General features: G+C 65.4%; 15 protein-coding genes. 7 read left to right on the top strand and 8 right to left on the bottom strand.

What is annotated here, in order from left to right; genetic code table 11:
* Positions 1-13: 13 nt before the first annotated feature.
* On the top strand, positions 14-2,107 hold the full coding sequence (locus GRI59_RS11665) for an NAD(+) synthase (protein ID WP_160761318.1): 2,094 nt from the start codon (positions 14-16) through the stop codon (positions 2,105-2,107).
* Positions 2,107-3,009 carry a DMT family transporter gene (locus tag GRI59_RS11660; RefSeq protein WP_160761317.1) on the top strand — a complete coding sequence of 301 codons (903 nt, stop codon included), beginning with the start codon at positions 2,107-2,109 and terminating at the stop codon, positions 3,007-3,009. Before GRI59_RS11665 ends, GRI59_RS11660 begins: the two co-directional genes overlap by 1 nt.
* A 72-nt stretch (positions 3,010-3,081) precedes the next feature.
* On the opposite strand, the gene GRI59_RS11655 is transcribed toward GRI59_RS11660, so the two are convergent.
* Together GRI59_RS11655 and GRI59_RS11650 are read right to left on the bottom strand one after the other, a co-directional pair.
* A complete protein-coding gene (locus GRI59_RS11655) occupies positions 3,082-3,678 on the bottom strand; it encodes an FMN-dependent NADH-azoreductase (RefSeq protein WP_160761316.1) in 597 nt (198 codons plus the stop codon).
* Between the two features lie 79 nt (positions 3,679-3,757).
* The gene (locus GRI59_RS11650; protein WP_160761315.1) at positions 3,758-4,459 is read right to left on the bottom strand and encodes a pirin family protein; all 702 of its coding nucleotides are present in this window, start codon (positions 4,457-4,459) and stop codon (positions 3,758-3,760) included.
* A gap of 131 nt (positions 4,460-4,590) precedes the next feature.
* Here GRI59_RS11650 and GRI59_RS11645 point away from each other — a divergent pair, with 131 nt between their 5' ends.
* The gene (locus tag GRI59_RS11645; protein WP_160761314.1) at positions 4,591-5,487 is read left to right on the top strand and encodes a LysR family transcriptional regulator; all 897 of its coding nucleotides are present in this window, start codon (positions 4,591-4,593) and stop codon (positions 5,485-5,487) included.
* Between the two features lie 71 nt (positions 5,488-5,558).
* Here the strand turns inward: GRI59_RS11645 and GRI59_RS11640 are convergent, their stop codons facing one another.
* The 5 genes from GRI59_RS11640 to GRI59_RS11620 all read right to left on the bottom strand — a co-directional run bounded on the left by GRI59_RS11640 (position 5,559) and on the right by GRI59_RS11620 (position 9,859).
* Complete coding sequence (locus GRI59_RS11640) at positions 5,559-6,206, bottom strand: glutathione S-transferase N-terminal domain-containing protein (protein WP_160761313.1); 648 nt, start codon at positions 6,204-6,206, stop codon at positions 5,559-5,561.
* Entirely contained in the window at positions 6,203-7,153 is a 951-nt protein-coding gene (gene trhO / locus GRI59_RS11635; protein WP_160761312.1) for an oxygen-dependent tRNA uridine(34) hydroxylase TrhO, read from the bottom strand. Before trhO ends, GRI59_RS11640 begins: the two co-directional genes overlap by 4 nt.
* Positions 7,134-7,415, bottom strand: a complete 282-nt coding sequence (locus GRI59_RS11630; RefSeq protein ID WP_160761311.1) for a hypothetical protein — start codon at positions 7,413-7,415, stop codon at positions 7,134-7,136. The genes trhO and GRI59_RS11630 overlap by 20 nt, the downstream gene beginning before the upstream one ends.
* 11 nt (positions 7,416-7,426) lie before the next feature.
* On the bottom strand, positions 7,427-8,503 hold the full coding sequence (locus tag GRI59_RS11625) for a branched-chain amino acid aminotransferase (protein ID WP_160761645.1): 1,077 nt from the start codon (positions 8,501-8,503) through the stop codon (positions 7,427-7,429).
* An 801-nt stretch (positions 8,504-9,304) separates the two neighbouring features.
* Positions 9,305-9,859: a hypothetical protein gene (locus GRI59_RS11620; RefSeq protein WP_160761310.1), complete on the bottom strand. Its 555-nt coding sequence runs from the start codon at positions 9,857-9,859 to the stop codon at positions 9,305-9,307.
* 35 nt (positions 9,860-9,894) lie between these two features.
* Between GRI59_RS11620 and GRI59_RS11615 the strand changes: the two genes are divergently transcribed.
* The gene (locus tag GRI59_RS11615; RefSeq protein WP_160761309.1) at positions 9,895-10,662 is read left to right on the top strand and encodes a TlyA family RNA methyltransferase; all 768 of its coding nucleotides are present in this window, start codon (positions 9,895-9,897) and stop codon (positions 10,660-10,662) included.
* A gap of 210 nt (positions 10,663-10,872) precedes the next feature.
* Here the strand turns inward: GRI59_RS11615 and GRI59_RS11610 are convergent, their stop codons facing one another.
* Positions 10,873-11,082 carry a hypothetical protein gene (locus GRI59_RS11610; protein ID WP_160761308.1) on the bottom strand — a complete coding sequence of 70 codons (210 nt, stop codon included), beginning with the start codon at positions 11,080-11,082 and terminating at the stop codon, positions 10,873-10,875.
* Positions 11,083-11,379: 297 nt separating this feature from the next.
* On the opposite strand from GRI59_RS11610, the gene GRI59_RS11605 reads away from it, so the two are divergent.
* From GRI59_RS11605 to recO, 3 genes are all read left to right on the top strand, one after another.
* On the top strand, positions 11,380-11,928 hold the full coding sequence (locus GRI59_RS11605; protein ID WP_160761307.1) for a TspO/MBR family protein: 549 nt from the start codon (positions 11,380-11,382) through the stop codon (positions 11,926-11,928).
* 141 nt (positions 11,929-12,069) lie between these two features.
* The gene (locus tag GRI59_RS11600) at positions 12,070-12,321 is read left to right on the top strand and encodes an accessory factor UbiK family protein (RefSeq protein WP_160761306.1); all 252 of its coding nucleotides are present in this window, start codon (positions 12,070-12,072) and stop codon (positions 12,319-12,321) included.
* A gap of 15 nt (positions 12,322-12,336) precedes the next feature.
* Positions 12,337-12,936 carry a DNA repair protein RecO gene (gene recO / locus GRI59_RS11595; RefSeq protein WP_160761305.1) on the top strand — a complete coding sequence of 200 codons (600 nt, stop codon included), beginning with the start codon at positions 12,337-12,339 and terminating at the stop codon, positions 12,934-12,936.
* The last annotated feature ends 6 nt before the right edge of the window (positions 12,937-12,942 follow it).

Here is a 12,942-nt window from a genome sequence, read left to right as displayed (position 1 = left end):
CGCAGCTGCGACCATGAGCGAGACCTCGCACCCCTTTTTCGATATGCACGAGCACGGCTTTGTCCGGGTGGCGACCGCCACGCCGTGCAGCCGACCGGCGGACGTCGCCTACAACACAGCAGGCGTGCTGGCCGAAGCGCGGAAGGCGCATGAAGCGAACGTCGATCTGGTGGTGTTTCCCGAACTCACCCTGTCGTCCTATGCGATCGACGATCTGTTGCTCCAGCACGCGCTGATCGAGCGGGTCGAGCAGGCTTTGGCCGAGGTGGTCGCAGCGTCGGCTGACTTGCACCCGGTGCTGATCGTGGGTGCGCCGCTCCGCCGTGCGGACAAGCTCTACAATTGCGCGGTGGTGATCGCGCATGGGCAGATTCTGGGTATGGTCCCCAAAAGCTTCCTGCCCAATTACCGGGAGTTCTACGAGAAGCGCCACTTCGCCCACGGGCGCGGGTGCACCGATCTGTGGATCGGGGTGGCGGGCGAGGAAGTGCCGTTCGGCACCGATCTGGTCTTCGCCGCCGCGAACCTGCCGGGCTTCCGCTTTGGCGTGGAAATCTGCGAGGACTTCTGGGCTCCGATCCCGCCGGGAATGACCGCCGCGCTCGCTGGCGCGCTGATCCTGTGCAATCTTTCGGCCTCGCCTGTCACCATCGGCCGTGCGGATGATCGCCACCTGCACTGCCGTTCCTCGGCCTCGCGCGCCATCGCCGCTTACGTCTATTCGGCCAGCGGTTACGGCGAGAGCACCACCGACCTCGCGTGGGACGGACAGGGCGTGATCTACGAAATGAGCAGCCTGCTGGCGCAAAGCGAGCGCTTCGACCGCAGCGGCGAACTCACCATCGTCGACATCGACACGGAACGCCTCGCCGCTGAACGTCTGCGCAATCAGACCTTCGCCGATGCGGCGGAATGGGCCGGGCGGCCGGATGATAGCTACCGCCGGATCGTGTTCGAACACGCCTATGCCGAGGGTGACATCGGGTTGGTTCGTCCCGTCGCGCGCTTCCCCTTCGTCCCCGACCGGCCGGAAAAGCTGGATGAGGATTGCTACGAGGCGTTCAACATCCAGGTCGACGCACTGATGCGGCGGATCGAATCGACGGGTGCCAAGAGCCTTGTGATCGGTATCTCCGGCGGGCTCGACAGCACACATGCGCTGATCGTGGCGGCCAAGGCGTGTGACCGGCTCGGCATGCCGCGCACCGCGATCCGGGGCTATACCATGCCTAGCTTTGGGACCTCGGATGGCACCAAGACCAACGCTCACCGGCTGATGGAGGCGATGGAGATTACCTCCGGCGAAATCGACATCCGCCCTGCCGCCTCGAAGATGCTGGAAGATATCGGCCACGCCTTTGCGGCAGGCGAGCCGGTGCATGACGTGACCTTCGAGAACGTGCAGGCGGGCCTTCGCACCGACTACCTGTTCCGCCTTGCCGGGCAGCACGGTGGCTTCGTGGTCGGCACCGGTGACCTCAGCGAGCTGGCGCTCGGCTGGTGCACCTATGGTGTGGGCGACCACATGAGCCATTACGGCGTCAACTCGGGTGTGCCCAAGACGCTGATCCAGTATCTGATCCGCTGGGTGATCCGCACCGGCCAGTTCACCGACGCCTGCGGCGAGGTGCTGAGCGATGTGCTTGGCACCGAGATCAGCCCGGAACTCGTGCCGCCGACCGCGGACGGGGCGATGCAATCGACCGAGAGCCTTGTCGGCCCATATGAGCTCAACGACTTCTTCCTGCACCACGTGATCCGCTTCGGCCAGCGCCCCTCCAAGGTCGCGTTTCTGGCTTGGCATGCGTGGAAGGACGGGAGCGGCGGGCTGTGGCCGGCGGGTTTCCCGGACGCGGGCAAGAACGCCTATGACCTCGCCACCATTGCGCGCTGGATGGACAAGTTCTGCGCGCGGTTCTTCGGCTTCTCGCAGTTCAAGCGGTCTGCGCTGCCCAATGGGCCGAAGGTGTCCTCGGCGGGCGCCTTGAGCCCGCGCGGAGACTGGCGTGCGCCGTCCGATGCGGTGGCAACCGTGTGGCGCGAGCAACTGCGTGACAATCTGCCCGAAGACGTCGTGCGCGAGGTATTCGGCAGCCCTTCCCCCTGATGCCGAAAAGCCCGCCACTCTCTGCGCTCGGCATCATGCTGTTCTGCAATGTCGCATGGGCGCTCAACATCGTGGTCAGCAAGATCGCGGTGAGCACCCTGGGCCTGCCGCCGCTGTTCTACACAGTGCTGCGGTCGGGGACCGTGCTGCTGGTGCTGTTCCCGCTGCTGCTGCGTCAGCGGCCTGCGCGCCTGCCGCTGGTGCTGCTGATCGGCTTTGCTATCACCGGGGGCAGCTTCGGGCTGCAATTCGTGGGGCTTCAGACGGCGAGCCCCTCAGCCGTCGGGATCGTCAACCTGTCAGGCGCGCCGCTGACGGTGCTGTTCGCGATCATCTTTCTGGGCGAGGAGGTGCGCTGGCGGCGCGGGATCGGCATGGCGCTGGCGCTGGGCGGCGTGGGCCTCGCGATTGGCGCGCCGTCCGACGCGGGCGATCCGGTGGGCCTTGGGTTCGCCTTTGCGGGTGTGTTTATCGGGGCCTTTGCCTCGGTCTTCGTCAAGCGGATCGAGATCGGCGCGGTAGCGCTTCAGGCTTGGGCGGGGCTCGCGTCACTGGGGGTGATGCTGCCTGCGACCCTGCTGCTGGAAACCGGCCAGATCGCCGCCGTCGAAGCCGCGCCGCTGGCGGTGGCGGGATGTGTGCTGTTTGCCGGGGTGATTGTTTCGGTCGGCGCGCACTCGGCCTATTTCCGACTGTTTCAGACGCATGATGCGAACCTGATCGTGCCGCTGACGCTGCTCACCCCGCTGCTGACGATTGCCTTCGGGACATGGCTGACGGGCGATACGATCGGTTGGCCGCTGATTATCGGCGGCGGGATGGCGCTGGTGGGCGTGGCAATCATCGTTATCCGCCCGAGCCGTACGCTGTTCAAACCGCAGCTGGCGCGGCCGAGGGACTAGGGCCGGACTGACGGCCAGCATCAGAGGGTGAGAAGGGGGCGGTGCGACCCTGGCAGCCGCCCCCTCTAAAACTTACGCAGCCAGACGCTCAGCCGTTTCGCGGGCGGCGGCAATCTTGGCTTCGCCGCCGATGCCCATAATCCCGTCCGCTGCGACCAGCTCGACATCGGTGATGCCGAGGAAGCCGAGGAAGAAGGTCAGCCAGCGGCTCATGAAGTCGATGTTGCTCCCTATCGGGGTGCCGCCGCTGGCGATGGCGAGGTAGGCCTTCTTGCCGGTCAGCAGGCCTTCGGGGCCGGTCGCGGTGTAGCGGAAGGTGGTGCCGGTGCGGGCGACCAGATCGGCCCAGGCCTTGAGCGTGGCGGGCGGGCCGAAATTGTAGACCGGGCTGGCAATCACGATGGTGTCGGCGGCTTGCAGTTCGGCGATCAGCGTGTCTGCAATGGCGGCAAGCTCGGCCTGCTCGGGCGTGCGGTCAGCCGCCGGGGTGAGGTTGGCGGCAAAGCGCTCGGCGCTCACGTAAGGCAGGTTTTTGGCAGTGAGATCGCGAGTCGTAACGCTCGCGCCCGACTTGGTGGCGAGACCGTCAACGATGCGCTGACCAAGGCTGCGCGACACGCTCTCGCTGTCCGAACGGATGCTGGCGGTGATGTAGAGGATGTTGCTCATGGCGGTGTTCTTTCGATGCAAAGAGGGGTGGAGCCGGCCGGCAGGGGGATGGGGGGGACCGGCCGGCTCCGGGGGGCTGTTACGCTGCGTCGACCAGCACGACTTCGCTGTCTTCGAGCGCGGTGATCGTCACGCTTGCCAGCGCGGTGATCGCTACGCCGTCGCGAGCATTCGCTTCGACGTTGTCGATCCGGATCTTGCCGGTGGCGGGCACCAGATAGAGGTGACGGTCAGCGGTGCGGGGCGTGTAGGTCACGCTTTCGCCCGCCTTGATCGTCGCCCCGAGCACCCGGGCATCGGCACGGATCTTGAGTGCGTCATTGTCATTCGCGACCCCACTGGCGAGCGGGACGAAGGCGCCGTTGCGGTCGTCCTTGGGGAACTGCCGTGCGCCCCAGCTGGGTTCGCCGCCGCGCTCATCGGGGATGATCCAGATCTGGAACAGCGTGGTTTCCTCGCCTTCGAGGTTGTATTCCGAGTGGCGCACACCGTTGCCAGCGCTCATCACCTGCACGTCGCCCGCTTCGGTGCGGCCTTCGTTGCCCATGCTGTCCCGGTGCGTGATCGCGCCGGTGCGGACATAGGTGATGATCTCCATGTCGCTGTGCGGGTGGGTCGGGAAGCCGGTGCCCGCAGCGATCTTGTCATCGTTCCAGACCCGCAGCGCGCCCCAGTGGACGCGGGCCGGATCGTGGTAGTTCGCAAACGAGAAGTGATGGCGCGCGTCGAGCCAGCCGTGGTTGGCGGCGCCCAGCGTGTTGAAAGGACGAAGTTCGATCATGGCGTTTCTCCTTGGTTCGGAGTGGCCCGCTGATGGGCTCGCTCTGTTGAGGGGGAGATAGGCCACGGGTGATGAACGGATAAGTGCGATAAAACTTGCCAAGATATTCGGATTATCTGAACATACAGCCCATGAAACTCGGCGAACCCAGTCTCGATCAATTGCGCATCTTCATCGCTGTGGCGGAGCATGGCAGCTTCGGCGGCGCGGCCAAGGCGATGGGCCGCGCGGTCTCAGCAGTGTCTTACGGCATCGCGCAGTTGGAGGCGCAGCTCGGCCTCAGCCTATTCGACCGTGAGGGCTCGCGCCGACCCGTGCTGACGGCGGCGGGGGAGGGCTTGCTGGCCGAAGCCCGCGGGATTGCTGACGGGGTGGACGCGCTGCTCGCCAAGACCCGCTCGCTTCATGCCGGGCAGGAACCGTCACTGACGCTGGTGGTCGACGTGATGGTGCCGGGCGAGATCACCGCTCATGTGCTCGGCGAATTCCGGCGGATGTTCCCGACCTGCGCGCTGACCTTGCGGATCGAGGGGCTGGGCGCCGTCGCGGCCTGCGTGATCGACGGCGGATCGGACCTCGCCATCGGCGGCCCGGTGATCGGCGATCAGCCCGCGCTGGAACGCCGCGCGGTGGGTGAGATCGACCTGATCCCCGTCGCCGCGCCGTCCCATCCCCTCGCGCGTCCCGGAATCGCCCCGGGGGAGAGCCGCCGCCATCTGCAACTTGTGCTGACCGACCGTTCGCCCCTGACCGAGGGGCGCGAGTTCTCGGTGCTCAGCCCGCTGACCTGGCGGCTCGGCGATCTGGGCGCAAAGCACTCGCTGCTGAAAGAGGGGTTGGGCTGGGGCAATATGCCGCGCGCGATGGTGGCGGCCGATCTGGCGAGCGGTGCGCTGGTCGAGCTCGATCTGCCGGAGAGGCCCGGCGCGCATTACGGCCTTAACGCGCTGTGGCGCCGTGATACGCGGCTTGGCCCGGCGGCAAGCTGGCTGGTCGATGCATTTCGGGAGGGGTTGGGGGAGAAATAGTTATCAAATCTCCCCATCCCGGGCATGACCCGGGACCCCGCTTGCGTGCCACAAAAGAGCTGGGCCCCGGATCAAGTCCGGGGTGGGGTTGGCCCTAGTAGAACCGGCGCGTCGTATTCCTGCCACGGGGTGAATTTGGGCATGACGCTGGCGAACAACTCCGAACGCGCCAGACCTTCCAGCCACCCCTGCAAACGCGGCAAGGGCTGGGCCGCGAACCATTCGGAATCAATCGCGGCGAACTGGCGGATGAATGGGAATTGCGCGATGTCCGTAAGGGCGCGGCTTTCCCCACACAGCCACGGCGCCGCCTCCAACCGCGCCTCCAGCGGAGCGAGCAGGGCGAGCGCGGCGGCGCGGTGGTCGGTCACGCCGTCCACTTCGTAGCGCCCGGGATATTTCGCGCGGTCGAGGTGGTGCTTGAACGGCCCGTCATTCGCCGCGATCAACGCGGCATCATCGCCCGTCAGCCAGCTTTCCGGATCATTCTGCGCCAACGCCCATCGCATGATCGCCATGCTCTGATCGATCACGGTTCCATCCGGCAGGACCAGCACCGGCACGGTGCCCTTGGGTGAGGCAGCGATGAGTTCGGGTGGCTTGGCGGCGAGCTTCACCTCGCGCAGCTCCACCACGATGCCCGCCACCCACAGCGCCATCCGCGCCCGCATCGCATAGGGGCAGCGGCGGAAGGAATAGAGGAGCGGCGCTTCGTTCATTCCTTCGGCGAGCGCACCGAGCCAACGTGTAATTCCCCACGCGCCTTGGCGAGGGCCTCCTGACGCTGGCGCTCGGCATAGCCAGCGCGTTGTTCGGGCGTGCGCTCGTCGATGCAGGCGGGGCAGCTCACCCCGCCCTCGAAATCGGGATGGGCCAGCGCCGCGGCATCGAGCGGGCGGCGGCAGGCGCGGCATAGCTGGAACGTGCCTTGTCCCAAGCCGTGGCGCACCGTCACGCGTTCATCGAACACGAAGCATTCGCCCTGCCACAGGCTTTCGTTTTCAGGCACCTGTTCGAGATATTTCAGAATGCCGCCCTTGAGGTGATAGACCGCGTCCACCCCTTCGGCTCGCAGGAAGCTGGTCGATTTCTCGCAGCGGATGCCGCCGGTGCAGAACATCGCGACTTTCTTTTTGCCGGCCAGCAGCTCTTCGCGGTGGGTGCGGAACCATGCGGGGAAATCGCGGAAGCTCGGCGTCTGCGGATCGACTGCGCCCGCAAAACTGCCGACTGCGACCTCGTAATCATTGCGAGTGTCGATCACCAGCGTGTCCGGATCGGCGATCAGCGCGTTCCAGTCATGCGGATCGACATAGTGGCCGACGGCAAGCGTCGGGTCGATGTCCGGCTCGCCCATGGTGACGATCTCGCGCTTCACGCGCACCTTCGTGCGGTGGAACGGCATTTCGGGGGCGGAGGAGAACTTCACATCAAGGTCAGCGCAGCCGGGGAGAGCGCGGATGTGCTCAAGCACGGCCGCCAGCGCCGCAGCCTCGCCCGCGATGGTGCCGTTGATCCCCTCACGCGCGAGCAACAAGGTGCCTCTGACACCCGCCGCCTCGCACGCCGCCAGCAAGGGCGCGCGCAGGGCTTCGGGGTCGGCGAAAGCGGTGAAGCGGTAGAGCGCGGCGACCTGAAGGGCGGCCTCAGCCTTGGCGGCAGGCATAGGTCCCGCTCATGGCGACTTGCGGCTTGCCCTCCGCGATCGTGATTCCGACCACCACCGGCTCACCCACCGGCACGGGTGCACCCTTGTCGCCACAGGCTTCCTTGGCCTTGCTCAGGAGCAGGACCGTGCCTTGCGGAAACGGGTTACGCGGATCAGTCGCGACGAAGCTGGTGGTGATCTCGACCGTCCCGTCATTCTTCCAGATGATCGCGCTCGCCTGTTCCAGCATGGCGAGCGCCGCAAAGGTCAATCCCAGCATCGTCGCGTCTCCTAAACCCGCATCACCCAGCCGTGGGTGTCCGCGATCTGTCCGGTCTGGATGCCGACCAGCGTCTCGCGCAGCTTCGCGGTGGTCTGGCCGATGCCGCCTGCACCGATGGTGAACGCGCCGTCCGGCCCCGCAACCGTGCCGACCGCAGTGACGACCGCAGCGGTGCCGCAGGCCATCACTTCGACGAGATGACCGCTCTCCGCATCCGCGCGCCATTGATCGATGGAGTAGGGCGCTTCCGAGACCGAAAGCCCTTGCTCGGTCAGCAGCGCCATCAGACTGTTGCGGGTGATACCGGGGAGGATCGTGCCGGTCAGCGGTGGGGTGATGACGGTGCCATCGGCGAAGACGAAGAACAGGTTCATGCCGCCCAGCTCCTCGACCCACTTGCGCTCGACCGCGTCGAGGAACAGCACTTGGTCGTGGCCCTTGGCGAAGGCCTGTCCGGTTGGCACGAGGCTGGCGGCGTAGTTGCCGCCGCACTTGGCCGCCCCGGTGCCGCCGGGAGCGGCGCGGGTGTAGTCGGAAATCCAGATGCTGACCGCCTTGGCACCCGACTTGAAGTAATTGCCCGCAGGCGAAGCGATGACGATGAACTTGTACTTCTTCGCCGGGCGCACGCCGAGGAACGCCTCGGTCGCGATCATGAAGGGCCGCAGGTAGAGCGAGCCACCCTCGACCGCCGGATACCAATTGCCATCAACGTCGAGCAGCGCGCGGATGCTTGCGATGAACAATTCGGGCGGGACATGCGGCATGGCCAGCCGGTCAGCCGAGGCATTGAAGCGTGCGGCGTTGGCCTCGGGCCGGAACAGTCCGAGCGCGCCATCGGGGTGGCGATAGGCCTTGAGGCCTTCGAAGATTTCCTGCGCATAATGCAGCACGCTCGCCGCCGGATCGAGCGGGATCGGCTGGCGCGGGCCGATGGTCGGAGTCTGCCAGCCGCCGAGCGACTCGTCATAATCGACCACTACCATGTGATCGCTGAACACCGTCCCGAAACCGGGATCGGCGATCAGCTGCGTGCGGGTGGCATCAGGCGTGGGCGAGGGGTGAGGCAGGCTGTCAAAGTGCATCATTCGCGCCTAATCCCGCGCGCGGATTTGGGCAAGACGCGTGTTGGGTGGGATCAACGCCGCGCGCGCCTCTACCATGCTGCGCATGGTCCCCCTCTCCAGAAGGGGAGGATGTGGTTGCGCGCAATCTTGGAGGTGTTCTCTGGTTCGGGCCGCAGGCCCGCAAGGCCGATCGGCCGCCCGCAGTGACGCGCCCGCCGGGCGTGTGAGCGAGGATTTCGCATCGCGGATGCGATGCGGAACACAGATAATGAAAAGGGCGCTTCCAGCCTGTCGGTGGAAACGCCCTTTCATGGTCAGCGGCCGGAAGTGCCGCTCACGAAGCCTTACTCTGGCTTGAGGATTACCGAGTATGCTCCGTAGGGATCTTCACCGACCTCGCTACTGAACCATGAGACATCGGATCACCTCCTTTCAAGCTTGTAAGCAGACCCGACCGTTTCACCGGGGGCCGAGAGCCGCGCGCGCCGCTGGCCTCAAGATGCAATGTGATTCATGGGCCGCGAAAGGACAAGACTTGAATAAATCTTTTCCGCCGTCATAGTCGTTCCTCGCCGCGTAAAGCCGTGGCGGTGTGCGCCTGAGGGAAACCTCGGGCGTTTTTCATTTCAGGTTCGGGCTGTGGACAGGCTGGGGGCAAGCCTGTGGATATTAATGTATAGAATCGGACCGGGTGCGGGGAGTTCCGTTTTGTTCGTCATTGCGAGCGAAGCGAAGCAATCCATGAATTGCCGTTTCCGCTCGGCGGAACGGCAGGGCATGGATTGCCGCGTCGCCTCCGGCTCCTCGCAATGACGAGCGTTACCGGCAGTCTTCGATCACTCGGCTGACCTCGGCATGGCTGGGGACATAAAGCGGGGCCTCTCCCTCGACCTCGACAGCAAAGCGCCCCTTGGACAGTGCCATCGCATCAAGCAGAGGGTCGGTGGCCGGAACCCCAGCGATTATCATTTGCGCGCCGAACCGCTCACCCGTCAGCGTGCGCTGCGCAGTTTCTGTGCGGATCGTCATTGCCAGATAACGCTTGGACGGCGTGCCGGTCCGGCTGAACTGGACTTGCACACCATCCGGCCCGGTGGCGCATGAGACGCTGAAGTAGAAGGTGTTCTCAGGATTGGAAAACAGGCTGCGCTTGCCATTGCCGGGCCCGAAGTCCTGATAGACCCAAGACCCCGGCGTCAGCGGTGCGTCGATCCAGTTGGTACTCGGCGGAGCCTGAATCACTGGGGCCGGTGCGGGCCGTGCCGGAGCTGGCCGCTGGGCCGGTGTCGGTGTGCTGGGCGGCGGGGCCTTGGTGGATGGCACGCAGGCCGCAAGTGCAAGGATCGAGACAAGGGCGGGCAGAGCAGCTTTCATGCCTGCACTTTGCGCGCTAGAGCCTCCGCTTGTCCATGCCTGAAACCCCATCTCGCCCCGCTAAGCCTGCAAAGCGCCGTGTCGATCAGCTGCTGGTCGAACGCGGGCTCGCCGAAAGCCGGGCGCGCGCGCAGGCGCTGGTGATGGCCGGACTGGTGTTCATTGGCGACAACAAGGTCGACAAGCCCGGGCAACAAGTGGCCGACGACATCGCGATAACCGTGCGCGGGCGCGATCATCCATGGGTCAGCCGCGGTGGGATTAAGCTGGCGCATGCAATCGAACATTTCGGCCTCGACCCGGCGGGCGCGACCGCGATGGATATCGGCTCGTCTACCGGAGGCTTCACCGATGTGCTGCTGACACATGGCGCGGAGCACGTCTTTGCCGTCGACAGCGGCACCAACCAACTGGCGTGGCGCCTGCGCGAAGATCCGCGCGTCACCGTGCTCGAACAGACAAGCGCGCGCATTCTGACGCCGACGCTGATCGACCGCCCCTGCAATTGGGTGGTGTGCGATGCGAGCTTCATCAGCTTGGCCAAGGTGCTCGACGTTCCGCTCCGGCTGGCGGCGACGCCGTGCCAGTTGGTCGCGCTCATCAAGCCGCAATTCGAAGTCGGCCGCGAGGAAGTGGGCAAGGGCGGGGTGGTGCGCGATCCTGCGCTGCACGCGCGCGTCTGCGAAGATGTGCGCGGCTGGATCGAAGGGCTGGGCTGGGTGGTTCAGGGAATTGTGGTAAGCCCGATCACCGGGCCGCAGGGCAATGTCGAATTCCTGATCGCCGCCCGGCGCACTGCATAAGGGGGGAAGTCCGATGAAGAACAAGGGTATGATGATCGCCGCACTGGTGGCTGTCGCGTTGGGCGTGGCCGTGGCGCTGGGCGCTTTGGGCTAAGACAAGCCTGAACCTGCCGCCCAAAAGAAAAGACCGGCAGCAACCCGAAGGTTGCTGCCGGTCTGTTTCTTGTCCGTGCTCCCGACACTAGGTCGGGACCGGCAAGCCGTTAAGGCTTACTCAGCAGCCGGGGTCTCGGCAGCGGCCGGGGTTTCGGCAGCCATAGCGTCGGCAGCCGGGGTTTCGCCAGCCATCGGGGTTTCGGCAGCCATCGGCTCTTCAGCAACGGCGGTGGTGTCAGCTTCGGTCGCAGCTTCTTCAGCCGGCTTCGAGCAAGCGGCGGTGGCGAGGGCGAGAACGGCGACGAGCGCAAAGGTCTTCTTCATGGTGTATTCCCCTATGGACCCAAGCGGGCCAGTAATGAGCAAAGCGCGTTATTCTGATCTTCCTGCCGCCTACGCACTTTCGAATCACGGCAGGAATAAGGCAGCCTCTAGCAGGAAGATTCGCAGACCCCAAAGCGTTTCGTGACCTCTTGCCCAATTTTTACCACATTTTTGTCTTTCCCCTCGGGCGCGCCGTGGCCGGATGGTTCATTGCGGGGCAACTCACAGGCAATAAGTTGGCATGACACGCGCGGCTCTGGTATCGCCGCGCTTCCGCGTGCGGACCCTGGAGAAACCATGAACGTCCTTGCTTCCCCTGCTCAATTGCGCGCCAGCTTCATCCGCTGGGCCCTGTTCATGGTGCCGCTGATCCTGCTGATCGGCTTTACCGCCGGGCAGCTGGGTGGGCCGAACACGCCGTGGTTCGCCGGGTTGGAGAAGCCCGCGATCTATCCGCCGCCCGTAACCTTCGGGATCGTATGGACGGCGCTGTTCATCATGATCGGCGTGGCGCTGGCAATGGTCGCGAGCGCATGGGGCGCCCATGGCCGCGGTGTCGCGCTGATCGCCTTCGGGGTGCATTTCGTCATTTCGCAAAGCTGGACCGCGGTGTTCTTCGGGAAGCAGGACATGATGGCCGGGCTGATGGTTTTGGGGCTCAGTATTGCGAGTCTGCTGATCGCGCTCGCGCTGGTGTGGCGGGTGCGACGCCCGGCGGCGCTGCTGCTGATGCCCTATCTCGCTTGGCTGTGCTTTGCGACGGCGCTCAACTACCAGTTCATCGCCGCCAACCCCGACGGTGGGCCACAAGGCGCCGACGGCGCAGCCACGCGGGTGCAATTGTAGGTCTCAGGATTTGTATTGTGTATTCTCGGACGGCGTAGCGCGTCCGCAAGCCCGACCGGGCGCCCGCAGCGAAGCAATCGCCAGATTGCGAAAGCGAGGAGGATGCTTGCACTTCAGGGCAAGCATCCCCAAAAAGACAGAATGCAAAGCCAGAACCCGATCATCGCCGACCTCGTCAAACTCGCCAACAGCGCCGCCGGAACCATGGCGGGCATGAGCCGCGAGGCCCGCGAAAGCGCGCGCGAGCGGCTGCGTGAAGCGTTCGGCGGGATCGATTTCGTGAGCCGCGAGGAATTCGAAACGGTCAAGGCGATGGCCCAGAAGGCCCGCGAACAGGCCGATGCGCTCGAAGCCCGGCTGGCTGCGCTGGAAGCCAAGAATACCTCCAAGTAAGCGGGTTGCGCGGGCATGAACCTGCGCGCGCCTGCCATTCTGCTTGCGTCGCGCCACCAGGGCGAGACCGGGGCGCTTGCGCGGCTGCTGACGGCTGAGCATGGCCTAATCGCCGCCTATGTCGCAGGCGGACGCGGGCGGCAGATGCGCGCGGTGATGGTGCCGGGCAACCGGGTCGCGGTTGAACTCACCAGCCGTTCGGCCAACCAGCTGCCCTTCGCGCGGCTGGAGCTGGAGCACTCCCGCGCCGCCTTGATGACCGAGCCGCTGCCGGCCGCCGCGATCCAGTGGGTGTGCGGGCTTTCAGCGACCGCCTTGCCCGAACGTCAGGCCTATCCCGACCTCTATGAAGCGCTCGACGCTCTGCTGGGGGCGATTGCCGTGGCTCCTTCGGCGCGCGGGTGGGTGAGCGGGCTGATTGCTTACGAAACGATGCTGCTGCGCGAATTGGGCTACGGCGGCGGCGCGCTGCCCGATGCGCCCGATTGGCCCGCGCAAGCCGCTTTGCTGGGGATACTCGAGCGCCAACTCTCGCACTACCTGCTTGCAGGTCACAAGGGCGATGTTATGGGCGCGCGCAGGCTGCTGACCGAACGGTTGGCGCGCATGGGGTGAAAGACG

The organism is Erythrobacter ramosus (assembly GCF_009828055.1).
Taxonomy (GTDB): domain Bacteria; phylum Pseudomonadota; class Alphaproteobacteria; order Sphingomonadales; family Sphingomonadaceae; genus Erythrobacter; species Erythrobacter ramosus.
Note: the sequence above shows the minus strand (reverse complement) of the source record. Positions and strands in the feature narration are given on the sequence as shown.

Bases quoted from the DNA above. Each gene is read 5' to 3' on its own strand.
- GRI59_RS11665 (WP_160761318.1), top strand. From the start codon at position 14: ATGAGCGAGACCTCGCACCCCTTTTTCGATATGCACGAGCACGGCTTT.
- GRI59_RS11660 (WP_160761317.1), top strand. From the start codon at position 2,107: ATGCCGAAAAGCCCGCCACTCTCTGCGCTCGGCATCATGCTGTTCTGC.
- GRI59_RS11655 (WP_160761316.1), bottom strand. From the start codon at position 3,678: ATGAGCAACATCCTCTACATCACCGCCAGCATCCGTTCGGACAGCGAG.
- GRI59_RS11650 (WP_160761315.1), bottom strand. From the start codon at position 4,459: ATGATCGAACTTCGTCCTTTCAACACGCTGGGCGCCGCCAACCACGGC.
- GRI59_RS11645 (WP_160761314.1), top strand. From the start codon at position 4,591: ATGAAACTCGGCGAACCCAGTCTCGATCAATTGCGCATCTTCATCGCT.
- GRI59_RS11640 (WP_160761313.1), bottom strand. From the start codon at position 6,206: ATGAACGAAGCGCCGCTCCTCTATTCCTTCCGCCGCTGCCCCTATGCG.
- trhO (WP_160761312.1), bottom strand. From the start codon at position 7,153: ATGCCTGCCGCCAAGGCTGAGGCCGCCCTTCAGGTCGCCGCGCTCTAC.
- GRI59_RS11630 (WP_160761311.1), bottom strand. From the start codon at position 7,415: ATGCTGGGATTGACCTTTGCGGCGCTCGCCATGCTGGAACAGGCGAGC.
- GRI59_RS11625 (WP_160761645.1), bottom strand. From the start codon at position 8,503: ATGCACTTTGACAGCCTGCCTCACCCCTCGCCCACGCCTGATGCCACC.
- GRI59_RS11620 (WP_160761310.1), bottom strand. From the start codon at position 9,859: ATGAAAGCTGCTCTGCCCGCCCTTGTCTCGATCCTTGCACTTGCGGCC.
- GRI59_RS11615 (WP_160761309.1), top strand. From the start codon at position 9,895: ATGCCTGAAACCCCATCTCGCCCCGCTAAGCCTGCAAAGCGCCGTGTC.
- GRI59_RS11610 (WP_160761308.1), bottom strand. From the start codon at position 11,082: ATGAAGAAGACCTTTGCGCTCGTCGCCGTTCTCGCCCTCGCCACCGCC.
- GRI59_RS11605 (WP_160761307.1), top strand. From the start codon at position 11,380: ATGAACGTCCTTGCTTCCCCTGCTCAATTGCGCGCCAGCTTCATCCGC.
- GRI59_RS11600 (WP_160761306.1), top strand. From the start codon at position 12,070: ATGCAAAGCCAGAACCCGATCATCGCCGACCTCGTCAAACTCGCCAAC.
- recO (WP_160761305.1), top strand. From the start codon at position 12,337: ATGAACCTGCGCGCGCCTGCCATTCTGCTTGCGTCGCGCCACCAGGGC.